The sequence below is a fragment of the Promicromonospora xylanilytica genome (assembly GCF_054782895.1).
Genome location: NZ_BAAGRP010000002.1, coordinates 51,988 through 74,801 on the forward strand (window position 1 = coordinate 51,988; position 22,814 = coordinate 74,801).

Consider the following 22,814-nt stretch of genomic DNA (forward strand, 5'->3'; position numbering starts at 1 on the left):
TCAAGTTTCGCCGTCGTCCATCGTAGGCCGTAAACACCGGCTCGTGACCCAATGACCGACAGCGGATCGGCAGGTTCGCTCCAGGGGTAACGATCGCGGCCGCTCACAGGTTCCGGTGCACGGCCACTCCCCTCGAGCGGATAAAGTAGGGGTCATCGCCCACCCGCCCGCGCTCGCGCGGTAGACCGGCCCGTACTCGCACCGGGGTCCCACCCGGCGCGTGAGGCACGACGTCGTCTGTCCCGAGCCCCCGACAGGACGGCACGGACGTGCTCCCCGTACTACTCGCCCATGGGGTCCTGGCCCTGGCCGCCCCCGCCCTGGTCAGAGCGCTGGGCCGACGTGCCTTCTGGGTGCTCGCCCTCGGGCCCGCAGGGGCCACCCTCTACGCGCTTTCGCAGACGACCGCGGTCCTCGGCGGCCGCACGCCCGCCGAGCACGTGCCCTGGATCCCGGCGCTGGGCTTCGCCATCGACCTCCGGCTCGACTCCCTGTCCTGGGTCATGCTGCTCGTGGTCGGCGCGGTGGGCACGCTGGTCCTGCTCTACTGCAGCGCGTACTTCGCCCACGACGCACGCGGCCTCGGCCGCTTCGGGGGCTACCTCGTGGCGTTCGCCGGCGTCATGGCGGGCCTGGTCGTCGCGGACGACATGATCCTGCTGGTCGTCTTCTGGGAGCTCACCTCGGTGTTCTCCTACCTCCTGATCGGCCACTACTCCCACCGCACGTCATCGCGGCGGGCCGCCATGCAGGCGCTCCTGGTGACCACGGCCGGCGGCCTGGCGATGCTCGTCGGCGTGGTGGTGCTCGGCGTGACCGCCGGGACCTGGAGCGTCTCGGAGGTGGTCGCCGACCCGCCGTCCGGCACCGCGGTGACGATCGCCGTGCTCTGCCTCCTGGCCGGGGCCGCCACCAAGTCGGCCCTCGTGCCGACGCACTTCTGGCTGCCCGCCGCGATGGCCGCCCCCACGCCCGTCTCGGCCTACCTGCACGCAGCGGCCATGGTCAAGGCAGGGATCTACCTGATCGCGCGGTTCGCCCCCGCGTTCTCCGACCTGGCCGCCTGGCGCACGGTGGTGCTCGTGCTCGGCAGTGCGACGCTCCTGCTCGGTGGCTACCGCGCGCTGCGCCAGCACGACCTCAAGCTCGTCCTCGCGTTCGGCACGGTCTCCCAGCTCGGCCTCCTCACGCTGCTGCTCGGCTACGGCACGCGTGCGACGGCACTCGCCGGCCTGGCCCTGCTCGGTGCCCACGCCATGTTCAAGGCGTCGCTGTTCCTCGTCGTCGGCGTCATCGACGCGGCGACCGGTACCCGTGACCTGCGCAGGCTCGCCGGTGTCGGACGCCGTCTGCCGGTCACGGCCCTGGCCGCCACGCTCGCGACGGCGTCGATGATCGGACTGCCGCCGTTCGCGGGCTACGTCGCCAAGGAGGCGGCACTCGCGGCCTGGTCGCACGACGGCGACCTCCTCGGCACGATCATGATCGCCGTCGTCGCGCTGGGGTCCGCCCTCACGGTGGCGTACGGGCTGCGGTTCCTCTGGGGTGCCTTCAAGCCCCGCCTCCGGTCCCTGCCGGACCAGGACGACCTGCTCAAAGGGCCCGGCGGAGACGCCCGGAAAGGCTCGGACGCCGAGCCCGCCGAGCCCGCCGAGCCCCCGGACAGGCTCGACGCCGCCCCGGCGACGGTGCACCCCCAGCCGTTCTGGATGGTCGCGCCGCCGCTCGTCCTCGCCGTCCTCGGCCTTGCCGTCGCTCTCGTCCCGCAGGTGGGACAGGCGCTGCTCGACCCGCACGCGGACACCTACCCGCTCGGCGAGCCGGGGCACCTCACCCTCTGGGAGGGGTTCACCCCCGTCCTCGCGGTCACCGCCGTGATCCTCCTCGTGGGCGCGCTGGCATTCTGGCAGCGGGACCGCCTCGAGCGCGCACAGGCAGCCCTGTGGTTCCCCGACGGCGCCGACGTGGTCTACCGCAGGCTCATGCGCCGGCTGGACCGGATCGCCGCGGACGTCACGGCCGGAACGCAGCGTGGTTCCCTGCCCTTCTACCTCGGCATGATCCTCGTCGTGCTCGCGGTCGGCCCCGGCTTCGCGCTGGCGGCCGGTCTGGTCGGCGAGCCGACCGGCGGCGGGCTGGCCGTCGCCACCGAGGCCGTCGGGCGTGACGGCGTGCTCCACCTCGGCCCGTTCGCCCTGGTGCCGTGGGACCGCCCGGCCCAGCTCGTGATCGTCCTCGTGATCGCCGTGGCAGCCGTCCTCACGGCCCGCGCGCGACGCCGGCTGAAGGCCGTGTTCCTCGCCGGTGTGGCCGGGTACGGCAACGCCGCGCTGTTCCTGCTGCACGGCGCCCCCGACCTCGCACTGACCCAGGTGCTGTGCGAGACGCTGACCCTCGTCATCATGGTGCTGGTGCTCCGGCGCCTGCCGCCGTACTTCTCGGACCGGCCCCTCGCGGCGAGCCGCTGGGTACGGCTCGCGATCGGGGTGCTCACGGGCCTCGTCGTCATGCTGTTCGTCGCCGCGGCCCCGCTCGTCCGCGTGCACCTGCCGGTGTCGGTGGACTTCGCGGCGGAGGCGGAGGCCTTCGGCGGCGGGCACAACATCGTCAACGTCACGCTCGTCGACATCCGCGCCTGGGACACCGTGGGCGAGATCTCCGTGCTCCTGGTGGCCGCGACGGGCGTCGCGTCCCTCGTCTTCCTGCGCCAGCGCAGCGGCGACGTGCTCCGCCTCGACCCGGCCGACTCGGACCAGCCGGCCGAGCAGGTCGCGACCGCCGGTTCCCGGCAGGTCCGGCAGGGGACCTGGCTCGTCGCCGGCCCGACGCTCGATCCGGAGCAACGGTCGGTCCTGTTCGAGGTACTCACCCGCGTGCTGTTCTACCCGATGATCCTGTTCGCCGTGTTCCTGCTGTTCAGCGGGCACAACACGCCGGGTGGCGGGTTCGCGGCCGGGCTCGTCGCCGGGCTCGCGCTCGCCGTCAGGTACCTGGCCGGTGGCCGGTACGAGCTGGGCGAGGCGGCGCCGGTGCACCCGGGCCTCGTGCTCGGCACCGGGCTGTTCCTGTCGGCAGGTGTGGGCCTCGTCGCACTGCTCGTCGGCCAGTCCGCGCTCGAGAGCACCATCGTTCACCTCGACCTGCCGGTGCTGGGCGAGATCCACCTGGTCACCAGCCTCTTCTTCGACATCGGAGTGTTCCTCGTGGTCATCGGCCTGGTCATCGACATCCTGCGCACCTTCGGCGCCGAGCTGGACCGTCAGGCCGAACCGTTCGCCCAGGTCGTCGGATCGCACGGCCGTGCGGGGAGCCGGTCAGGGGGTGAGCGCGCATGATCGTGCTCGACACCGTGCCCTCCGGCTCGCTGATCCTCGCGGTAGGCGTGCTGTTCGGCGCCGGCGTCTACCTGCTGCTGGAGCGGTCGCTCACCCGCGTGCTGCTCGGCTTCGTGCTGCTGGGCAACGGCGCCAACCTGGCGATCCTGGTGGCGGGCGGCCGGGCGGGAGCGCCGCCCATCACCAGCGCGGGCCCCGAACCGGAGCCGATGAGCGACCCCCTGGCACAGGCCATGATCCTGACGTCCATCGTCATCACGCTCGCCCTGGTCGCGTTCGTGCTGGCCATGGCGTATCGCTCCTGGCAGCTGCACGGCCACGACGAGGTCCAGGACGACCTGGAGGACACCAGGATCGCGCGGCTCGCCGTCGCGGACGTACCGTCGTACGCCGACAGCGACTCCCTGGAGTCGGGCTCCACACTCGCCGAGCAGGCGGAGACCGCGCGCGACGAGGTCGCGCTGCCCGACCCGGTGGACCCGCCGGCCCGGGGACGTGACGGCTCATGAACCTGTGGACCCTGCAGACCCTGGTACCGCTGCCGGTGCTGGTGCCCCTGTTCGCCGCGGGCCTGGCGCTGGCGCTCCACCGGTACGAACGGGTGCAGCGCGTCATCTCCGTCGTGGCCCTGTCCGTGGCGACCGCCGCCTCCGCGGGCCTCGTGGTCGCGGCGCAGGACGGGCCGATCGTGGTCGACGTCGGCGGCTGGGCGGCACCGGTCGGCGTCAACCTGGTCGCCGACCCCCTCGCCGCGATCATGCTGCTCGTCAGCGGCATCATGCTGCTCTGCGTGCTGCTGTACTCGATGGCCCAGGGCATCGCCGACCGCAACGAACGCACCGCGCCGACGACCAGGAACGCGAAGCTCCTGCGGGAGGCGCTCAAGGCGCAGGACCCGGACGCCGACGAGTCGGGGCGCCGCGACGTCCTGCCGGTCGCGATCTTCCACCCGACGTACCTGATCCTGGCCGCCGGTGTGGCGGACGCCTTCCTCGCCGGGGACCTGTTCAACCTCTTCGTCGGGTTCGAGATCCTGCTGGCCGCCTCGTACGTGCTGCTCACGCTCGGCGGCACCAGCGAGCGCATCCGGGCGGGCAGCGTCTACGTGGTCGTCGCGCTGCTCAGCTCGATCGTGTTCCTGCTGGCCGTCGGGCTGATCTACGCCGCGACGGGCACCGTGAACATGGCGCAGCTCGCCGAGCGCCTGCCCGACGTCGATCCGGGTGTGCGGCTGGGGATCCAGGCCCTCCTGCTCCTCGCCTTCGGGATCAAGGCGGCCATCTTCCCGCTCTCGGCGTGGCTGCCCGACTCGTACCCGACGGCTCCCGCACCGGTCACCGCCGTGTTCGCCGGCCTGCTCACCAAGGTCGGCGTCTACGCCATCCTGCGCACGCAGACCCTGCTCTTCCCGTCGAACGACAAGCTCGAGGCGGTCCTGCTCGTGCTGGCCCTGGCCACGATGCTCGTCGGCATCCTCGGCGCCGTGGCGCAGGACGACGTGAAACGTCTGCTGTCGTTCACCCTGGTCAGCCACATCGGCTACATGATCTTCGGGGTGGCGCTCGCCACTCAGGCGAGCACGGCGGCCGCCATCTTCTACGTGGTGCACCACATCACCGTGCAGACGGCACTGTTCCTGGTCGTCGGCCTGATCGAGCGCCGCAGCGGTACCACGTCGCTCGACCGGCTGGGCGGTCTCGCGCGGCTGGCCCCCGGTCTTGCGGTCCTGTTCTTCGTCCCCGCGATGAACCTCGCCGGCATCCCGCCCCTGTCCGGGTTCCTCGGCAAGGTGGGGCTGCTCGAGGCCGGTGTGGTGGACGGCTCCGCGCTCGCCTGGGTGCTCGTGGCCGGGTCGGTGCTCACGTCGCTGCTGACCCTGTACGCCGTGATCCGGGCCTGGAACAAGGCGTTCTGGCAGGCCTCCACCGACAAGGAGCCGCTGCCGGAGCAGTCCCCGCTGCCCTGGGGCATGGTCGGCCCGACGGCGGCGCTGGTCGCCGTCGGCGTGGGCCTCACCGTGGCAGCGGGTCCGCTCTACGGCTACGCCGAGCGAGCGGCCGCCACGGTCATGGACGGCCACACGTACGTCGAGGCGGTGTTCCCCGACGGGGCGCCCCGGGGCACCGGCGAGTCCAACGACGTCGCGAACGATGCCGGGGAGGACCAGCCATGACGGATGCCGAAGACACCGAGCGGCCGTGGCGCCGGCGGACCCGCAAGCTCATCGGGCTGTGGCCCACGATGGCCGTGGGTGCCCTGCTCTGGGTGCTGCTCTGGGGGGACCTGTCCTGGGCGAACGTCCTGTCCGGCATGGCGCTCGGCGTGCTCGTCGCCGTGGCGTTCCCGCTGCCTCCTTTCGGCACCGCCGCGACCGTGCGGCCGCTCGCCGTGCTCCGGCTGGCTGGCCGGTTCGTCGCGGACCTCGTGCTCGCGTCGTTCCAGGTGGCGTGGTCGGCCGTGACACCGGGCCCGACCCCGGAGGGCGGGCTGGTGTCCGTACGGCTCCGCACGAAGTTCGACCTGTTCGTCGCCACGACCGCCGGGCTGTCGTCGATGGTGCCGGGCACGCTCGTCATCGACCACGACCCGCCGAGCGGCACCTTGACGCTGCACGTGCTCGACCTGGACGCGTCCGGCGGCGCCGAGGCCGTCCGACGGTCGACGCTCGACCTGGAGGCACGGGTGCTGCGCGCCTTCGCCTCCCAGGACGAACTCGTCCGGACCGGGCTGGCCGGTCCGGACGGCCGGACCGCACCCCACCCACCGGAGGAGGTACGGCCATGATGCTCGTCGTCGGAGTGCTCGCGACCGCCCTCCTCGCCTTGGGCGCGCTGCTCGCGGTGGTCCGCATGGAGCGCGGGCCCTCGATGCTGGACCGCACCGTGGCGTTCGACGTGCTGACCACGGCGCTCGTCGGCGCCATCGCGGTCGAGGCGGCGATCTCCCGCCGCACGGAGTCCGTGCCCATCCTGGTGGTGCTGTCGATGGTCGGGTTCATCGGGTCGGTGACCGTCGCCCGCTTCGCCGCCGTCGAGCCCTCAAAGCAGGAGCGGCAGGACGACGCGGGGCAGGCCCCGGAGAGCCCGGCCGGCCACGACGACGTCGAGGAGGACGCACGATGACAGTGGTGACCGACGTGGCAGCGGCCGTCTGCCTGCTGCTGGGAGCGTTCTTCTCGTTCTCCGCCGGAGTGGGCGTGGTGCGCTTCGACAATTTGCTCTCGCGGATGCACGTCGTCGCCAAGCCCCAGGTGCTCGGGCTGCTGTTCCTCCTCGCCGGCGTGGCGCTCCGGCTGCTGGACTGGACCTCGGCGACCATCCTCCTGCTGGTCGCGGTCTTCCAGCTCCTGACGACACCGGTCGGGGCGCACATGGTGGGCCGCGCCGGCCTGCGCACCGCGAACATCGCCCCCGTGCTCCTCCAGGCCCAGGGCGACCAGCTCGAGGACCCGGCCGCGCCCGCCGGGTCGGAGCGTGCCACCGCGCCGGAGGACCCCGCGCCGCCCGCGGACCCCCCGGCGCCGGGGCCGGACGCCGCAGGCTGACCTCCGGCCGGGCGGCCTCGGCGGGCCGTGGCCGGACTCAGCCTGCCGCGGTCAGAGCGTGCCCCCGCCGGCCACCGGCTCGGCCCGCGGCTCGGGCGTCTCGTCCGGCGTCGGGTCCGGTGCCGTGGCCGCCGCGGCGTTCCGCCGCGCCTGCGCGTCACGCATCCGCTCGGCGGCGGCGTAGCCGAGTGCCGCCTCGGCGGCCTCGTCGGCCAGCGCCAGACCCGCTGTGCCGTACAAGTGGAACACGGCGTCGGCCCCGTGCCGCTCGAGCTCACCCACATCGTCGTCGTAGCGCGCGACGGCGGCGACGGTGCCCTCGAAGCCGCTCGCGCGCAGCTGGGACAGCGCGATGAGGTTGGCCGCGTGGAACGGCATGGCGAGGATGGCCAGCCTGACGGCGCCGGCGCTGCGCACCCGGCCCCAGAACTCGATGTCCGTGGCGTCGGCCTGCACCACGGTGAAACCCTCGTTCCGCAGGGTGATGACACGCGCCGGGTCGTGCTCGACCCCCATGGCGGCCATGCCGTAGTCGTCCCGCAGCTGGCGGACGGCACCCCGGCCCACCCTGCCCATGCCGAGCACGAGCGCCTCGGCGCCGGAGACGTCGATGAGCTGCTCCTCCGGGTGCAGCCACTCGTTGGGCTTGGACGGGAACCGCTTGGCGAGCTTGATCGCGAGCTCGTTGCCGCGGGTGTTGACGGCCGAGGACAGCACGAAGCTGCCGGCGACGGCGACCGCGAGCACCACGAGCCACTCGTCGTGCAGCATGCCGGCCTGCGAGCCCACGGCGACCACGATCAGACCGAACTCCGAGTAGTTGGTCAGCACCAGTCCGGTGAGAATCGCCGTGCGCTTGCGCAGCCGTGTCAGGCGCAGCAGCACCGCCGTCGCGACGGCCTGGATCGGCAGCATGAGCAGCAGCAGGACCCCGATCACGGCGGCCTGCCAGGTCAGCTGGCCGGCGAACCCGATGGAGACGAAGAAGCCGACGAGCAGCAGCTCCTTGAGCGTGAACAGGTTGCGCGACAGCTCGGTGGCGGCCGGGTGGCCGGCCAGGAGCATGCCGAGGACGAGCGCGCCGAGATCTCCTTTGAGACCGACCGCGTCGAACAGCGCATAGCCGGGGCCGAGTGCGACCGCCACGCCGAACAGCGCCTGCAGCTCACCGTGCCCCACCCGCGACCACACCTTGCGCAGCAGCCAGGCCCCCGGGACGAGCAGCACCAGGGCGAGTGCCCACGGGCTCGGCCCGTGGTCGGAGGACACGGACAGGAAGACCACCGCGATCAGGTCCTGCATGACCAGCACACCGATGGCGATCCGGCCGTAGAGCGCGGACTGGTCGGAGCGGCCGTCGAGCACCTTGACGACGAACACCGTCGAGGAGAAGGACAGGGCCAGCCCGAGGAGCGCGAGCACCCCGAGCTCCTCCCCCGCGAGCATCGAGAACCCGATCACGCCCAGCAGGCCGAGGAACCCGATGGCGACCGCGACGCTGACCAGGAGGTGCGCGACGGTGGTGAGCCACACGTCTCTGCGCAGGAGCGTCCTGACGTCGAGCTTGAGGCCGATGCCGAACAGCAGCAGCGTCACACCGAGGTCGGCGATGGTCCCCAGGTAGCCCGGCTCGGCGACCCCCGCCCCGTGCAGGGCGAACCCGGCCACCAGAAAGCCCACCAGGGGCGGTAGCCGGAGCAGCACCGCCCCTAGCCCGGCCGCAACCGTGACGGCCAGGAAGATCGCAGCGGTGGCCATGCACAGAGTTTAGTCGCCGCGTGTTTCAGGGACTGACCGTCGCGGCGCGCAGGGCGGGTGAAAGGGATCCCTTGTTCTCTACCGCCACAGCCCCGAGCCCCAGCCATCGCGCCATCGCGTCGAGCTCCGCCGCCAGCCGCTCCGGCGTGTCCCTGGTCAGCGACGGCTCGGCGTGGGCGGACTGCACTCGCAGCACCCCCGCCGCACGGTCCGCCTTGAGATCCACCCGGGCCGTCAGCTGTGCGTCCTCGAGGAACGGCAGCACGTAGTACCCGTCGACGCGCTGGGCGGCCGGCGTGTAGATGCCGATCCGGTAGCGCATCCCGAAGAGGCGTTCCAGCCGCTTGCGTTCCCAGACCAGCGGGTCGAACGGTGCGAGCAGCGCCTGCCCGGTGGCACGCCGCGGGCGGACGGCGTCGCGGTGCAGGAGCCACTGCTCGGACCCGCCGGCCACGCGGGCGGGGAGCAGCACCCCCTCGTCGACGAGGTCGGCCAGAGCCTGGTCCGCCACGCGGCCCCTGAGCCGGTAGTAGTCCTTGATGCAGCGCGCCACGCCGATGCCGTGCGCCCGCGCGCCCAGCTCGAGCAGGGCACGCTTGGCCTCCAGCTCCGGCACCTCCCCGAGGGCCGACGCCGGGAGCACCCGCTCCGGCAGGTCGTACAGCCGCTCGAACTGCGCGTTCCGCCCGGCCGAGACCACCTCGCCCGTGAAGAACAGGTGCTCGACGACGCGCTTCTCGGTGCTCCAGTCCCACCAGGTGCCCCGCTTGCGCCGCACCGACCGCCCCTCGGAGACGAACCGGTCGTGGATCTGGGACGCCGACAGCGGTCCCTCCGCCGCCACCAGGTCGCGTACCTCGGCGACCTGTGGGGCGTCGGGCAGCCGCACCCCGTCCAGCTCGCGCCAGTCGTACTCCTCCGCGAACCACCGCCGCCGGAACGCCAGCAGGGGCCACACGTGCGGCGGTACGTACGCCGCCACGTGGGCCCAGCTCTCCACGAGCCGCCGGTCGGCGGCGGCGCCCTTGCCCGCCCGCCGGGCGAACCGGCCTGAGGCCGTGGCCCGGTCGAGGAGGTCGGTGTCGTACGGCCCGAGACGCGAGAACAGGGGCAGCAGGTGTGCCCGGGCGAGGACGTTCACCGAGTCGATCTGGAGCAGGCCCAGCCGGTCGATCACGCCCTGCACGTGGCGCATGGTCCGTGGGCCGTCGACCCGCGGGCGACTGAGGCCCTGGGCGGCGATCGCGATGCGGCGGGCCTGGTCGAGGGACAAGGAGATCGGTTGCACGGGACCATCGTGCCGTGCGCCACTGACACTCCCCGGATGAGCCTGTGGACAAGCGGCGCGACACGGCTTCGTCGGCCAGGGTGGTGGGGTGCGTCCGGTCCGAGATCTCGCCCGCCTGCTGCTTCCTGTCGCGTGCCCGTGCGGGGAGCCGGACGTGCGCTGGTGCGCCGGCTGCGCGGCCCTGCTGTCCGGTCCGCCCGTCCGGGCCGAGCTGGGCGCACCGCGGCTGGACCGCCTCGACGGCGTCCCACCGGTCCCGGTGTGGGCGCTCACGCCGTACACCGGGCCGGTCCGCGACGTCGTGGTGCACTGGAAGGACCGCGGGCGCACCGACCTGGACCGGCTCCTCGCACCGGCGCTGCGCGCAGCGGCGGCCCGGCTCGGCCCGGTTCTCGCGCCCGCGCTCGGCGGCGTGCCCCTCGCCGTCGTACCGGTGCCGTCGACCGGTGCGGCCCGCAGGGCCAGGAGCCGCGAACCGGTGGCGGTCCTGGCCCGGGCGGTGGCCGACGGGCTGCACGACGCCGGGATTCGCGCTCACGTGGTGCCCGCGCTCGCCCGTCGGGGCTCCGGACGCGACCAGGTGGGCCTGGGTGCCCGCGCCCGAGGACGCAACCTCGCGGGCGCGGTCCGCATGACGAGACGTGGGGCTCGCACGCTCGGACAAAGATCCACCTGCATTCTTGTGGACGACGTCCTGACGACGGGGGCGACCCTCGCCGCCGTCGAGCGCACCCTCGAACGGGGCGGCCACGACGTCCTGGGCGCAACGGTGCTGGCAGCGACGCCGCCACCGGCGGACGCCACCGAACCGGCGCCCGCGTCGCTGATCGGACATCGACGGAATACTGGTCAGAACCTGAAAGTCTGACAGATCTGTGTCACCTTGTTCACTATCCGTTGGGACTGTCGTTACCCAGGCGACGGAGTTAGCCTGAACCTTCCACGCTGGATCGGAGTCTCGACGAGGCGGTCGGGACGCAAGCGACGGGAGGTGGTTCGTGCCCGGCACCGGTAGCAGGGGGTGCCATCACGAGTAAGACGGGCGCACACCGCCGGCAAGGGACGGTGTGGCCCAGAGTTCCCGGAGCGGAGATACGCACATGGAAATTGTCGTTGTCGGCAGGCACACGGACGTGGCGGACCGGTTCCGCCAGCACGTCGAGGAGAAGCTCGCGAAGGTCGAGCTGCTGTCTCCCTACGTACGTCGGGTGGATGTGGAAGTCACGCACGAGAACAACCCGCGACTCTCCGAGAATCGTGAACGAGTAGAGCTCACGCTGCGCGCCAAGGGCCCGGTGATCCGCGCGGAGGCCGCGGCGGACGACCGCTTCGGCGCCCTGGACCTCGCCATCGACAAGCTGAACGAGCGCCTGCGCCGCGCCCGGGACCGGCGCAAGGACCACCGGAACAACAAGGTGATCCCGCCCGTGGACGTCCGTCCCCTGGACGAGATCCTGACCGACGAGAGCAACGCCTCCGGTGACGCGCCCGAGCCGCAGATCTCGACCCCGGCCGCGCTGTCCGCACCGGGTGACTCCGTGGAGACCACGATCGGCGACTCGCCCGTGGTGATCCGGCAGAAGCTGCACCACGCGGACCCGATGACGCTGGACGACGCCGTCTACGAGATGGAGATGGTGGGCCACGACTTCTACCTGTTCATCGACAAGGAGACGTCGCGCCCGTCCGTGCTCTACAAGCGCAAGGGCTGGTCGTTCGGCGTGGTCCAGCTCGACAACACGTGCGGCGCCGCGCCGGTCACCGACCTGACCTGACCCACTCCGCCGAGGTAGTCCTCTGGCGAGGTAGTCCTCTGGCGAGGTAGTCCTCTGGCGAGGTAGTCCTCTGGCGAGGTAGTCACCCAGCACGAGCTGAGTGACTACCTCGCTGCATGACTACCTCGCCAGGCGACTACCTCGCCAGACGACTACGCCGGCGTGGCCGGCGTGGCCGGCGTGGGTGCGTGCGTGCGTGGGTGGGTGAGTGTGTGACGGGGGTGGGTCAGCCGGGGTACGCCACGAGGTCGACGTCCTCGGCCACCGGCTGCCAGACGCCCGTCTCCTCGTGCTCCAGGTCGCCGTCCTTGGTGACCACGAGGATGCCGTCATCCGTCACGCCGGCCGCCATCTGCTCCACGTCCGTGAGTCCCGGCAGCTGCCGGGACCGTCCGTCGGTACCTGCCAGCCCGCCGACGCCCGCGGTCCAGATGCCGGAGGTCCCGTCTCCGTCCCGCGCCAGGAGCGCGAGCGTGGTGAGCCCCGACCACCGGGCCTCCACGACGTCGTCGACGGGTGCGCCGACGGCGAGCGGGGCGGCGAGGTCGACCGGAAGCCCCTCGTTGTCCCGCACGATGCCCGCCACCTGCACCTGCGTGCCCGTCGGTGTCTTGCTCACGACCGCGATCCGCGAGCCTTCCGGCGCCACGGACACGCTGATCACCTTGCGCCCGCGCAGCCAGTCGGGCTCCACGGTGACCTCCTCCTGCGAGGCGGTACGCACCCGCAGCTCGCCGACGCCGCCGCTGGTCCAGACGGCGCCGAGGTTGTCGATCGACGGCGCCGCCAGGTCCGGACCCTCGAGGAGGGTCGCCGGGCCGTCCTCGTCGTCGAGCGAGATGCTCACGATCCGGTCGGTGCCGTCCCGCACCACGATCGGCGTGGTCACCGGGCTGACCGCGAGCGCCGTCGGATCGATGCCCGACAGGTCCACCGGTAGGTCGTGCTCGACCGGGCGGCCGTCCTCGATGCGGTACAGGTGGTCGTCCTTCAGCGCCATGGCCTGCACGATGGTGGACGGCAGGTCGACGTCGGCCGCGGTGACCCCGAGGCGGCTGGTGTCGCTGAACAGGTCCACGGACACGGAGCGTCCGGTTCCCTCGGAGAGGGTCGCTGAGATCTGCGCCGCGATGACGGCGCGCTGGGTGGCCGGTGCTGCGCTGATCTGCTCGCTGAGGCGCACCGCGACAGGTTCGCCGCCGTCCGTGTCGCTGATCGACGGCGACGCGAGCTGGGTGCCCTCCGGCACGAGGGACCGGGTGGCTCCCTGCAGCCACTCGGGCGGGCCGGCGAGCAGCTCCTCGACCGCCGCCCGGCGCCAGGACTGCCTCGGGAACCACCGCAGGTCGGGGACGAGGGTGGTGATGTCGTCCTCGGCCGGGAAGTACAGGCGGGTCGCGCGGTACTGGTTGGCGAACAGGTTGGCGGGTACCAGCACGCCGTTGTCGAGCGCGGAGATGCGCCACTCCTCGCCCGACCGGGTGAGGGTGAACCGGTAGTCCAGCTCGCGCGGGTCGCCCACCTCCGTGTACGCGCCCACGCTGTCGACGGTGGCGACGGCCGTCGCCCGGACGACGACCTCGACGGTGTCGGCGTCCTGGAGCTCGGCGTCGCGCCCGGCCGGTTCCAGCAGCGGTGGCTCACGGACCACGCGCACCGATGCCTCGGGGTCCCACGTCTGCGCGACGTCCTCGGTCAGGAACTCCCGTGCGGTCTGGAACTCGTTCGAGGACGTCGTGGCGGCGACGGCGGCGCCCAGGAACCCTGTGACGATCCCGTTCGGGTCGGCTCCGGGCGTCGGTCCCTGCGGCAGCATCGCGATGTCGACCTGTGCCTGCACGTCCTCGGTACCGACGCGCACGGGGCCGGACGTCGGGATCTGGGCGCAGGCGCCGAGCCCCGCGACGCAGGCCAGCGTCACGAGGCCGGACACGACGGTCGCTACCGGCTTGCGCATCAGCGCACCTCCACGTCGTCGGCGGCGGGCAGTCCCACGGTGTCGGAGTCCCCGGGATCCGACAGGTCGGGGATGGCGGTCGGCGTCGGCCCCGTGGGCGGGCGGACCACGGGGATCTGGCCGGTGCGGACCCCTGGCTCGTGCGACGCGGGCGCCATCGTGATAGGCGGATCGACCACCTGGACGCCGGCGCTGCGCGGCAGCGTGAGCCGGAAGCTCGCGCCCTGCCCCGGCCGGCCCCAGGCATCGAGACGGCCCGCGTGCAGTCGCGCGTCCTCGAGCGCGATGGCGAGGCCCAGGCCGGAGCCGCCGGTGGTGCGGGCCCTCGCCGGGTCGGCCCGCCAGAACCGGTCGAAGACGTGCTCGACCTCCTGCTTGGTCATGCCGACGCCGTAGTCGCGCACCACGACGGCGACGGCGCGGTCGTCCTCGGCGACGGTCACCTCGACGGGCCGTTCCTCGGCGTGCTCGATCGCGTTGACGACGAGGTTGCGCAGGATGCGCTCGATGCGGCGCGGGTCGAAGTCGGCTGCCGCGTCGGCGTCGGGCAGCCGCACCGAGACCCGGACGTCCTTGGTCTCCGCGAGCGGGGCGGCCTGCTCCACCACCGACATGACCAGGTCGCGCAGGTCACGGCGTTCCGCGTCCAGCACGGCGGCGCCCGCGTCGAACCGGCTGATCTCCAGCAGGTCGGACAGGAGCGACTCGAACCGGTCGATCTGGCCGAGGAGCAGCTCGGCCGAGCGGGCAGCGTCCTCGTCCATCTGGTGGCGGGACTCGTGGATGATCTCGCTCGCCATGCGGATGGTGGTGAGCGGGGTGCGCAGCTCGTGCGACACGTCGGACACGAACCGGCGCTGCATGGCGGACAGCTCCTCCATACGCAGGATCTGGTCCTGGAGGCTCTCGGCCATCTCGTTGAACGAGCGGGCGAGGCTGGCCATCTCGTCGGTGCCGCGGGCGCCCGGCATGCGCTCGGACAGGTGCCCCTCGGCGAGCCGCTCGGCCACCGTCGCTGCCCGGGTCACGGGGGTCACGGTCTGCCGGGCCATGGTCCAGGTCACGACGCCGAGCAGCGCCAGCATGCCGAACCCGCCGGCGAGCAGCACGCGGTGCACGAACGACAGCGTCTCCTGCTCGGGCTCCAGCGAGTACAGGTAGTAGATCTCGTACGGCGCCTCCGGGGACGCCTGGACGGTGGAACCCACGACGACGCCGGGGCGCACCATGCCGGGGTCCTCGGGCGCGGGGATGCCCACCGGCTGCAGCACCTGGTCGTCCTCGGTGCCGATGTTCGCCTGGCGCAGCTCCGCGGTGATCAGCACGTCGACCAGGTCGGGCCGGGAGGCGATGTCGTTCACCTTCGCGACGGTGCCCTGCTCGTGCAGCAGGAAGTACTCCTCCGCGGTGGAGCCGCTGGTCGCGCCGAGCGTCGCGATCGTGTCGAGCAGCAGCTGTTGCAGCTCGCCGTCCGACGTGGTCGCCGTGTCCGAGAAGTTCTGCGACACCTGCGCCGTCAGCGCGGCGGCCTCCCGGTCGATGGCGGCGAGCCGCTGCTCGTAGATGCCGTCGCGGACCGACGTCGACAGGTACAGCCCCAGTACGGCGATCGCCGCGAAGCCGATGGCCAGCGCCGTGGTGACGACCCGCAGCTGCAGGGAGGACCGCCACTGCGCGACCGCGCGCCGGGTGGACCGGACCGTAACCACCCGAACCCGGGACACCGCCCGGCGCAGCCGCCTGACCAGGCCGTGCGACATCAGCGGGTCGCGCCCGCCTTGTACCCGACGCCGCGCACCGTGAGGACGATCTCCGGGTTCTCCGGGTCACGTTCGATCTTGGAACGCAGGCGCTGGACGTGCACGTTGACCAGGCGAGTGTCGGCGCTGTGCCGGTAGCCCCAGACGCGCTCCAGCAGCACCTCCCGCGTGAACACCTGCCACGGCTTGCGGGCCAGCGCCACGAGCAGGTCGAACTCCAGCGGGGTGAGCGCGATGCGCTCGCCGTCCCGCGTGACGGTGTGGCCGGTGACGTCGATCTCGACGTCGCCGACGACGAGGCGCTCCGGCCCCGGGTCCTCACTGCGGCGCATCCTGGCCTTGATCCGCGCCACGAGCTCCTTGGGCTTGAACGGCTTGGAGACGTAGTCGTCGGCGCCGGACTCCAGGCCCACCACGACGTCGAGCGTGTCGGACTTGGCCGTCAGCATGATGATCGGCACGCCCGACTCGGCGCGGATCTCGCGGCAGACCTGCACACCGTCCTTGCCGGGCAGCATGAGATCGAGCAGCACGAGGTCCGGCTGGTGGGTGCGGAACATCCCCAGCGCGGCGTCGCCGTCGGCACAGAACACGGCATCGATCCCCTCGCCCTTGAGGACGATGCCGATCATCTCCGCCAGTGCTGTGTCGTCGTCGACGACGAGAACTCGTACCTTCATGTCCTCCAGTGTGCCAGGCTGGTCCAGCAAACTCGGCCTTGCCTGGCGTGACAGGCCCGTTTACCGCGAGTTCACCCGCTGGTTCGACCCTCCCCGCCGGGGGGCCGGACCGTCCGAGGGGGACAGCCCCCGTAGAACCCGGCGGTTCGCACCATGTCACCGGTCCCCCACCAGGGGTCAGCCTGGCAGCATGACCCCCATGACCGTCGACCGGCTCGAGGCCGGCACCGCTGCCTCGGGCGCGACCGCCCGTCCGGGCCCGCGTTTCCTCACCGCCCCGCTCGCGAGCCGCACCTGGCGGGAGCAGGGCTACCTCGCCCTGGTGCTCCTGCTCGCACCGTTCGCCTTCACGTACACGCTCTTCGCCGTGAGCCTCACCGCCGGCATCGCCGTCACCGTGGTCGGGCTGTTCGTGGCGGGCGCCGTGGTGCTCGGCGGCCGCGGCTGGGCCGCCGCCTACCGCAGCCTGGCCAGGGACCTGCTCGACATCGAGGTCACGGCCCCCGCCCCGTACGTGCGGCCCCGCGGCTTCTGGCGCACCGTCGGCTCCATGCTCGGTGACGCCACCGCCTGGCGCGCGCTGCTCTTCATGTTCATCGCGCTGCCCCTCTCGATCGTGTCGTTCGTCACGAGCATCACGTTCCTCGGCGGCGGCCTCGGCTACCTCACGTACTGGTTCTGGTACCGGTTCCTGCCGGAGGACCTCGGGGCTGACGGACAGCTGCACCGCGGCGCGGCCTTCGGGGACGCCTACTTCCTGGACACCCCTCCGCGCCTCGCCGTGGTCGCGCTGGTGGGACTCGTGCTGCTCCTGTGCTGGCCGTGGGTCACGCGGGCGTTCGCGATGCTCTTCCGCGCGCTGTCCCGTGGCCTGCTCAGCCCCACCCGGGCGAGCCTGCGCGTCGCGGAGCTGGAGCGGTCCCGCACGGGCACGGTGGACGACGCCGACGCGCGCCTGCGCAGCATCGAGCGGGACCTGCACGACGGCACCCAGGCCCGCCTCGTCGCGGTGGCCATGCAGCTCGGCGAGGCCCGCGAACAGCTGGTCGACGGCGGCGACGTGCGGCAGGCCGCCGAGCTGGTCGACACCGCCCACTCGTCCACCAAGGAAGCGCTCACGGAGCTGCGCGAGCTCGCACGAGGGATCCACCCGCCGGCGCTCGACAGCGGCCTCGCCGTCGCGCTCGAGACGCTCGCCGCCCGCTCGGCCCTGCCGGTCCACGTGGACGTGGATCCCGGGGTGGAGGCGGCGGGGCGCCTGGCCCCCGCCCTGGAGTCGATCGCCTACTTCTCCGTGGCCGAGCTGGTCACCAACGCGGCCAAGCACGCTCGTGCCACCGGTGTGTACGTGCTGGTCGAGCCCGTCGGCGACACGGTGCGCATCCGGGTGCGCGACGACGGTCGCGGTGGCGCGCGGGTGGTGCCGCCCGACGGCTCCGGACTGCGTTCCGGGCTGGCCGGGCTGGCCGAGCGGGTGCGCTCCGTGGACGGCACCTTCGACCTGTCCAGCCCTGCCGGTGGGCCTACGGTAGTGACCGTGCTCCTGCCCACCTCGAGCCCGGCGAGCCGTCCATGACCGGGCCCAACGATCCGCCCTCGACCCTGCGGGTGCTCCTCGCCGAGGACTCGGCGATCCTCCGGGACGGGCTCGCCGCCCTCCTGACGCGCCGTGGACACACGGTCACGACCGTCGGGGACGGCGCGGCCCTGGAGCGTGAGGTCGCGCGCCTCGTCCGCGAGGAGTCGCTGCCCGACGTGGTCGTCGCGGACATCAGGATGCCGCCCAGCTTCACCGACGAGGGCCTGCGCGCCGTCCTGGGCCTGCGGGCCAGGCACCCGAACCTACCCGTGCTGCTGTTCTCGCAGTACGTGGAGACCCGGTACGCGAGCAGGCTGCTGTCCGGCGACGCGCGCGGCGTCGGCTACCTCCTCAAGGACCGGGTGGCCGACGTGCGCGACTTCGTCGACGCGCTCGGCCGGGTGGCGGCCGGCGCGACGGTGCTGGACCCCGAGGTCGTCTCGCAGCTCATGGGTTCGCCCCGGAAGGACGACGACCTCGAGCGGCTGTCGGCCCGGGAGCGCGAGGTGCTGGGCCTCATGGCCCAGGGCCGATCCAACGGGGCGATCGCGGAGCTGCTGCACCTGTCCTACGGGGCCGTCGAGAAGAACGTCGCCGCGATCTTCACCAAGCTGGACCTGCCGCAGGACGCCGCCGACCACCGCCGCGTCCTGGCGGTGCTCCGGCACCTGGGCGTCTGAGGACCCGCCGTCCGGGGACCCGTCAGAGCCGGCCCGCAGCCTTGAGCGCCAGGTACTCGTCCGCCAGGCGCGGGGCGAGGTCGTCCGGCAGCGCCTCGACGACGTCCGCACCGTACCGGCGCAGCATGGTCGTCACGGCCGTGCGCTCCAGGTCACCCCGCGCGGCGGCCGCCGCGTCGTAGACCTCGGTGATGGTGTCCCGCCCGGCCCGCAGCCCGGCCACCTCCTCGTCCGCGACGGACGCGACGACCACCGTGTGGTTCCGGGCGAGCTGGTCCACCACGGGCAGCAGCCCGTTCTCCACCGCGGCCGGGTCGAGGGTCGTGAGCAGCACCACCAGCGCGCGCTGCGTCATACGGGTCCGGACCTGGGTCACCACTCCCGGCCAGTCCGTCTCCAGGAGCACCGGGTCGACCGTGGCGAGCGACTCCGCCATCGCGGGCATGAGCCGCGGTCCGGCCGCGCCGACCACACGCGAACGGACCGTCCGGTCGAACGCCACGAGCTCCACCCGGTCGCCCGCGTGGCCGGCCAGCGCCGCGAGGAGCAGCGCCGCCTCGATGCTGGCGTCCAGCCGGGGGGCGCCGGTCGAGTCGGTCGCCCCGACCCGGGCCGCGGACGTGCGCCCCGTGTCGAGCACGATCATGACGCGCCGGTCCCGCTCGGGCCGCCACGTGCGCACCACGACCTCACGACGGCGGGCGGTGGCGCGCCAGTCGATCGACCGGACGTCGTCGCCCACCACGTACTCACGCAGGGAGTCGAACTCCGTGCCCTCGCCACGGATCTGCACCGCCGCGCGGCCGTCCATCTCACGCAGCCGTGCCAGGCGGGAAGGCAGGTGCTTGCGGCTCGCGAACTCGGGGAGCACCCGCAGGCGCCCGGGCACGGGCAGCGTCACCTGGCGGCCCGCCAGGCCCAGCGGGCCGAGGCTGCGGATGGTGACCCCGCCCGCCGTCCTGTCGCCGCGCCGCGTCGGCACGAGCGTGGTCGGCAGGCGCGCGGCCTCGCCGTCCGGCAGGTTCACGTGGTGCCGCCCGGACCCGCCCGACGCCGGCCGCACCCGCTCCGACCGGCCCCGCCCGGGACCTGCGCCCGCCGACGGCCCCCACGCGTCCCGGACCACGGCACGCAGCCGCCGTCCGGAGGCGTTACGGACCACCAGCTCGCTCGTGGCCTCGGAGCGCAGGCGCACCGAGCCGGGCACCCGCCGCTGCACCGCCACCCGCCGCGGCGACGCGGCCAGCACGACATCGACGGCACACGCCAGGACGACCACCGCCGACCACACCAGCACCGTCCCGTTCGCGGGAAGGAGCAGCACAGGAACCACGCCGAGCCCCATCAGGGCGGCGGCCCGCCACGTCACGACCATGTGCGCGGCCTCAGCGCGGCACGGGCACGGAGGCCAGCACCGTGTCCAGCACGCCCTCGGCGGTGACACCCTCGAGCTCGGCCTCCGCGCGCAGCTGCACCCGGTGGCGCAGCGTCGGGTGGGCGAGCGCCTTGATGTCGTCGGGCGTCACGAACGAGCGGCCGGACAGCCACGCCCACGCCCGCGCGGTGCGCAGCAGCGCGGTCGCGCCACGCGGTGAGACGCCGAGCGAGAGGGACGGCGAGAAACGGGTGGCGCGGCACACGTCGACGGCGTAGCCGAGCACCTCCCGCGACACCTGGACGCGGGCGACCTCGGCGCGGGCGCGCTCGAGGATGCCGGCGTCGGCCACGGGGGTGACCCCGGCGGCGGCCAGGTCGCGCGGGTCGAACCCGGCGGCGTGCCGGGCGAGCACCTCGACCTCCTGCTCTCGCTCGGGCAACGGCAGCACGAGCTTGAGCAGGAAGCGGTCGAGCTGTGCCTCGGGCAGCGAGTAGGTGCCCTCGTACTCGACGGGGTTCTGTGTGGCGATGACCAGGAACGGGTCGGGCAGCCGGCGGGGCGTGCCGTCCACCGACACCTGGCGCTCCTCCATCGCCTCCAGGAGCGACGCCTGGGTCTTGGGGGGCGTGCGGTTGATCTCGTCGGCCAGCACCAGGTTGGTGAACACCGGACCCTCGCGGAACGAGAACTCGGCGGTGCGCGCGTCGTAGACGAGCGAGCCCGTCACGTCGCCCGGCATGAGGTCGGGCGTGAACTGGACGCGCTTGGTGTCCAGCTTCAGGGCTGCCGCCAGGGTACGGACCAACAGGGTCTTGGCGACGCCCGGCACACCCTCGAGGAGCACGTGCCCCTGGCACAGCAGAGCGATGAGCAGGCTCGTCACCGCCGCGTCCTGCCCGACGACGGCCTTGCCCACCTCCGTACGGACCGCCGCGAGGGCGGAGCGCAGCTCCTGCGACGGGGCGGGCGGCTCGGGTGCGGCGGGCCGCGCGGTGCTCGGCTGCTGAGCCGCTGTGGGCTCGGCGGGCTGAGCCGGTGTGGGCTCGGCGGGCTGAGCAGCGGGCTGGTGGGGGAAGGCTGGTTCGGTCACGGTCGGTGGACCTCGCTCTCCAGGATGTCGAGTCGGCGCGCGAGCTCGGCGAGCGCGGCGTCGTCAGCGGGGGGTGGGCCGTAGAGCAGGTCTGCCACCTGCTGCGACGGGCGGTTGGTAGCGGCGACGACGGAGTCGACCACGGAGGTGGCGTCGGACGAGCGGGCCAGGCCGAGCCGCGAGGCGATCCGGTCGGCCGTCGACGCACGCAGGCCCGCCGCCGCGTGCCCACGGGCACGGGCCGCGCGGTACAGGCGGGCGCGCCCGCGCGTCGCCTCGGCCGAGCGCACGAGCACCGGCAGGTCCTCCACGACGAGCGGGCCCATGCGACGCACGCGCCACAGCGCGAGCAGCACGGCGGCGAGCACGGCCACCAGCGCGACGGGCGCGGAGCCGGGCGGCATCATCGCGTTGACCTGACCGCGATCCGCGGGTGTCGGCACGTCCTCGCCGGTGCTGACGTCCATCGGGTCGGGCACCATCCAGACCAGGTGCTCGTGCTTCCCCAGCATCCAGAGGGCGAGCGCGGCATTGCCCTCGTCCAGGACCCTGCCGTTGCGGATCACGGCGGGGTCGTCGACCAGGGTCACCGACCGGTTCGGGAAGTCGAGACGCGCGTAGGCGTAGGCGCCCAGGCCGTCGGGCCAGCACAGCGTCGGGCGCACGGCGCCGCCGTTCGCCTCGGCGGACACGTCGTAGAGCCCTGGTCGCAGCGCGAGCTCACCGGCGGCCTGCGCCGCCGGGTCGTCGCACTTCGGCGCGACAGGGCCTTCCGCCTCGCCGTAGGTGGCGTCGAGGGTGTTCCTGCTGACTGCGGCGACCATCGTGTAGTCCGCACCGAGCACGACCAGGTCGGCACCCGTGCGGTTCAGCGCCGAGATCTGGTCCTCGGCGAAGAACCCGGGGTTGGGCGTGACCAGGAGGGTGCTGCCCGGCCCGGCGGCCGCGGACGCCTCGGCGACCGTGGTCACGTGGGTGATCCGCACGCCCTGGTCCTTCAGCACCTCGGCGACGGCCATCGCCCCGTCGTCCTCCGGGTTGTCCGGAGCGTACGGGTCCGCCGACGTCGGCGGGCGCACCACCGCGAGGAAGAGGACGAGAAAGGCTATCGCGGCGAGCACCGTCAACGGCCAGCGCAGGCGGCGCCAGGTGCTCGCCGCGCGGGACCGGCCGGTGGTGTCGTCGCCGATCACGACGGGTGGCTCGTCGACGGGGCCCGACGGGCCGCCGGTGACCGCAGCGGGCGGCGTGGGGGCGGGCGGCGGCGGGGCGGGCGTGACCGTCATGCGGACACCTCCGGCTTCTCGTCCGCCGGCGTCTCGGCGCTCGACCCGGTACCCGGCTCGGCGGGTGCGCCGGTGCCGGTGCCGGTGTGCGACACGGGCCGGGCCGCCGCGACCTCGGCGGCGAGCGCGCGCAGGTCCGCATCGTCCTCCGCCACCGCTACCCGGTCGCCGTACTCGACGCCGTCGAACAGGTCGGCGCCCGAGCGCAGGCCCGCGGCCTGGGCGGGCAGGCGGGCGCCTGCGTCGGCGGCGGCCTCCTGCGCCGTGCGGCCCGGCCGCGGCTCGATGATCACGCGTTCCTCCAGGGAGCGGACGACGGCACGGAAGCGCTCGACGACGGCCGTCCGCCAGTCACCCGAGGCCGCGGCAGCGTCGGCCGCGGTGCGCATCTGCACTGCGGTGCGGGCGTCATCGGTGTCGAGCACCTCCGCGGAGCCCGCGCGGTTGCGGCCGAGGCGCACCGGCCCGGCCACCAGCCAGGCGATTGCGAGCACCACGAGGGCGATCACCGCGATGACGATCGCCAGCGCCGGACCGGACACCGCCGCGCCGGCCCACTCGATGCCGCTCAGCCAGTCCAGCACCCAGCTGATCAGGCGCGACAGCAACGACTCGCGCTCCGCGTACTCGGAGCCCTGCAGCTCGCTGCTGAGCCACTCGCGTGCGGTGTCCCGGTCGGGAACGACGGGCAGGTCGGCCCTCAT

The 22,814-nt window shown here is 73.1% G+C and carries 19 protein-coding genes; 10 read left to right on the forward strand and 9 right to left on the reverse strand.

From position 1 onward, the window contains the following. Positions 1 to 269 precede the first annotated feature (269 nt). From ACYVK7_RS02050 to mnhG, 6 genes are read left to right on the forward strand one after another with little or no spacing between them, the layout of a single operon-like run. Complete coding sequence (locus tag ACYVK7_RS02050) at positions 270 to 3,335, forward strand: Na+/H+ antiporter subunit A (RefSeq protein ID WP_460886009.1); 3,066 nt, start codon at positions 270 to 272, stop codon at positions 3,333 to 3,335. Then, positions 3,332 to 3,844: a Na(+)/H(+) antiporter subunit C gene (locus ACYVK7_RS02055; RefSeq protein ID WP_460886010.1), complete on the forward strand. Its 513-nt coding sequence runs from the start codon at positions 3,332 to 3,334 to the stop codon at positions 3,842 to 3,844. Before ACYVK7_RS02050 ends, ACYVK7_RS02055 begins: the two co-directional genes overlap by 4 nt. Then, entirely contained in the window at positions 3,841 to 5,508 is a 1,668-nt protein-coding gene (locus ACYVK7_RS02060) for a Na+/H+ antiporter subunit D (protein ID WP_460886011.1), read from the forward strand. The genes ACYVK7_RS02055 and ACYVK7_RS02060 overlap by 4 nt, the downstream gene beginning before the upstream one ends. Beyond that, positions 5,505 to 6,119: a Na+/H+ antiporter subunit E gene (locus ACYVK7_RS02065; RefSeq protein WP_460886012.1), complete on the forward strand. Its 615-nt coding sequence runs from the start codon at positions 5,505 to 5,507 to the stop codon at positions 6,117 to 6,119. Before ACYVK7_RS02060 ends, ACYVK7_RS02065 begins: the two co-directional genes overlap by 4 nt. Next, positions 6,116 to 6,457 carry a monovalent cation/H+ antiporter complex subunit F gene (locus ACYVK7_RS02070; RefSeq protein ID WP_460886013.1) on the forward strand — a complete coding sequence of 114 codons (342 nt, stop codon included), beginning with the start codon at positions 6,116 to 6,118 and terminating at the stop codon, positions 6,455 to 6,457. The genes ACYVK7_RS02065 and ACYVK7_RS02070 overlap by 4 nt, the downstream gene beginning before the upstream one ends. After that, complete coding sequence (mnhG, locus tag ACYVK7_RS02075; protein ID WP_460886014.1) at positions 6,454 to 6,879, forward strand: monovalent cation/H(+) antiporter subunit G; 426 nt, start codon at positions 6,454 to 6,456, stop codon at positions 6,877 to 6,879. The genes ACYVK7_RS02070 and mnhG overlap by 4 nt, the downstream gene beginning before the upstream one ends. A 51-nt stretch (positions 6,880 to 6,930) precedes the next feature. Here mnhG and ACYVK7_RS02080 read toward each other — a convergent pair whose 3' ends face one another. Together ACYVK7_RS02080 and ACYVK7_RS02085 are read right to left on the reverse strand one after the other, a co-directional pair. Continuing rightward, positions 6,931 to 8,637, reverse strand: a complete 1,707-nt coding sequence (locus tag ACYVK7_RS02080; RefSeq protein WP_460886015.1) for a cation:proton antiporter domain-containing protein — start codon at positions 8,635 to 8,637, stop codon at positions 6,931 to 6,933. A 25-nt stretch (positions 8,638 to 8,662) separates the two neighbouring features. Further along, entirely contained in the window at positions 8,663 to 9,925 is a 1,263-nt protein-coding gene (locus tag ACYVK7_RS02085; RefSeq protein WP_460886016.1) for a winged helix-turn-helix domain-containing protein, read from the reverse strand. 88 nt (positions 9,926 to 10,013) lie between these two features. Here ACYVK7_RS02085 and ACYVK7_RS02090 point away from each other — a divergent pair, with 88 nt between their 5' ends. Together ACYVK7_RS02090 and hpf are read left to right on the forward strand one after the other, a co-directional pair. Beyond that, complete coding sequence (locus ACYVK7_RS02090) at positions 10,014 to 10,793, forward strand: ComF family protein (RefSeq protein ID WP_460886017.1); 780 nt, start codon at positions 10,014 to 10,016, stop codon at positions 10,791 to 10,793. A 232-nt stretch (positions 10,794 to 11,025) separates the two neighbouring features. Further along, positions 11,026 to 11,700 (forward strand): ribosome hibernation-promoting factor, HPF/YfiA family, encoded by a 675-nt coding sequence (gene hpf / locus ACYVK7_RS02095; protein WP_460886018.1) that lies wholly within the window; start codon positions 11,026 to 11,028, stop codon positions 11,698 to 11,700. Between the two features lie 226 nt (positions 11,701 to 11,926). Here the strand turns inward: hpf and ACYVK7_RS02100 are convergent, their stop codons facing one another. The 3 genes from ACYVK7_RS02100 to mtrA are packed head-to-tail and all read right to left on the reverse strand — an operon-like array spanning position 11,927 to position 16,097. Beyond that, complete coding sequence (locus ACYVK7_RS02100; protein ID WP_460886019.1) at positions 11,927 to 13,657, reverse strand: GerMN domain-containing protein; 1,731 nt, start codon at positions 13,655 to 13,657, stop codon at positions 11,927 to 11,929. Next, positions 13,657 to 15,366, reverse strand: coding sequence for an MtrAB system histidine kinase MtrB (gene mtrB, locus ACYVK7_RS02105; RefSeq protein WP_460886020.1), 1,710 nt, complete (start codon positions 15,364 to 15,366; stop codon positions 13,657 to 13,659). Before mtrB ends, ACYVK7_RS02100 begins: the two co-directional genes overlap by 1 nt. A gap of 50 nt (positions 15,367 to 15,416) precedes the next feature. After that, complete coding sequence (gene mtrA / locus ACYVK7_RS02110) at positions 15,417 to 16,097, reverse strand: MtrAB system response regulator MtrA (RefSeq protein WP_460886021.1); 681 nt, start codon at positions 16,095 to 16,097, stop codon at positions 15,417 to 15,419. A 190-nt stretch (positions 16,098 to 16,287) separates the two neighbouring features. Between mtrA and ACYVK7_RS02115 the strand changes: the two genes are divergently transcribed. Then, on the forward strand, positions 16,288 to 17,673 hold the full coding sequence (locus ACYVK7_RS02115; RefSeq protein ID WP_460886022.1) for a sensor histidine kinase: 1,386 nt from the start codon (positions 16,288 to 16,290) through the stop codon (positions 17,671 to 17,673). Further along, on the forward strand, positions 17,670 to 18,356 hold the full coding sequence (locus ACYVK7_RS02120; protein WP_460886023.1) for a response regulator: 687 nt from the start codon (positions 17,670 to 17,672) through the stop codon (positions 18,354 to 18,356). Before ACYVK7_RS02115 ends, ACYVK7_RS02120 begins: the two co-directional genes overlap by 4 nt. A 22-nt stretch (positions 18,357 to 18,378) precedes the next feature. Here the strand turns inward: ACYVK7_RS02120 and ACYVK7_RS02125 are convergent, their stop codons facing one another. The 4 genes from ACYVK7_RS02125 to ACYVK7_RS02140 are packed head-to-tail and all read right to left on the reverse strand — an operon-like array spanning position 18,379 to position 22,814. Next, a complete protein-coding gene (locus ACYVK7_RS02125; RefSeq protein ID WP_460886024.1) occupies positions 18,379 to 19,731 on the reverse strand; it encodes a DUF58 domain-containing protein in 1,353 nt (450 codons plus the stop codon). A 10-nt stretch (positions 19,732 to 19,741) separates the two neighbouring features. Further along, positions 19,742 to 20,824 carry an AAA family ATPase gene (locus ACYVK7_RS02130; protein WP_460886025.1) on the reverse strand — a complete coding sequence of 361 codons (1,083 nt, stop codon included), beginning with the start codon at positions 20,822 to 20,824 and terminating at the stop codon, positions 19,742 to 19,744. After that, positions 20,821 to 22,110, reverse strand: a complete 1,290-nt coding sequence (locus tag ACYVK7_RS02135; RefSeq protein ID WP_460886026.1) for a DUF4350 domain-containing protein — start codon at positions 22,108 to 22,110, stop codon at positions 20,821 to 20,823. Before ACYVK7_RS02135 ends, ACYVK7_RS02130 begins: the two co-directional genes overlap by 4 nt. After that, positions 22,107 to 22,814 (reverse strand): DUF4129 domain-containing protein, encoded by a 708-nt coding sequence (locus ACYVK7_RS02140; RefSeq protein ID WP_460886027.1) that lies wholly within the window; start codon positions 22,812 to 22,814, stop codon positions 22,107 to 22,109. The genes ACYVK7_RS02135 and ACYVK7_RS02140 overlap by 4 nt, the downstream gene beginning before the upstream one ends.

Coding starts and splice junctions, on each gene's coding strand:
- ACYVK7_RS02055 (WP_460886010.1), top strand. CDS start 3,332: ATGATCGTGCTCGACACCGTGCCCTCCGGCTCGCTGATCCTCGCGGTA.
- ACYVK7_RS02060 (WP_460886011.1), top strand. CDS start 3,841: ATGAACCTGTGGACCCTGCAGACCCTGGTACCGCTGCCGGTGCTGGTG.
- ACYVK7_RS02065 (WP_460886012.1), top strand. CDS start 5,505: ATGACGGATGCCGAAGACACCGAGCGGCCGTGGCGCCGGCGGACCCGC.
- ACYVK7_RS02070 (WP_460886013.1), top strand. CDS start 6,116: ATGATGCTCGTCGTCGGAGTGCTCGCGACCGCCCTCCTCGCCTTGGGC.
- mnhG (WP_460886014.1), top strand. CDS start 6,454: ATGACAGTGGTGACCGACGTGGCAGCGGCCGTCTGCCTGCTGCTGGGA.
- ACYVK7_RS02080 (WP_460886015.1), bottom strand. CDS start 8,637: ATGGCCACCGCTGCGATCTTCCTGGCCGTCACGGTTGCGGCCGGGCTA.
- hpf (WP_460886018.1), top strand. CDS start 11,026: ATGGAAATTGTCGTTGTCGGCAGGCACACGGACGTGGCGGACCGGTTC.
- ACYVK7_RS02100 (WP_460886019.1), bottom strand. CDS start 13,657: ATGCGCAAGCCGGTAGCGACCGTCGTGTCCGGCCTCGTGACGCTGGCC.
- mtrA (WP_460886021.1), bottom strand. CDS start 16,097: ATGAAGGTACGAGTTCTCGTCGTCGACGACGACACAGCACTGGCGGAG.
- ACYVK7_RS02115 (WP_460886022.1), top strand. CDS start 16,288: ATGACCCCCATGACCGTCGACCGGCTCGAGGCCGGCACCGCTGCCTCG.
- ACYVK7_RS02120 (WP_460886023.1), top strand. CDS start 17,670: ATGACCGGGCCCAACGATCCGCCCTCGACCCTGCGGGTGCTCCTCGCC.
- ACYVK7_RS02125 (WP_460886024.1), bottom strand. CDS start 19,731: ATGGTCGTGACGTGGCGGGCCGCCGCCCTGATGGGGCTCGGCGTGGTT.
- ACYVK7_RS02135 (WP_460886026.1), bottom strand. CDS start 22,110: ATGACGGTCACGCCCGCCCCGCCGCCGCCCGCCCCCACGCCGCCCGCT.
- ACYVK7_RS02140 (WP_460886027.1), bottom strand. CDS start 22,814: ATGAGGGCCGACCTGCCCGTCGTTCCCGACCGGGACACCGCACGCGAG.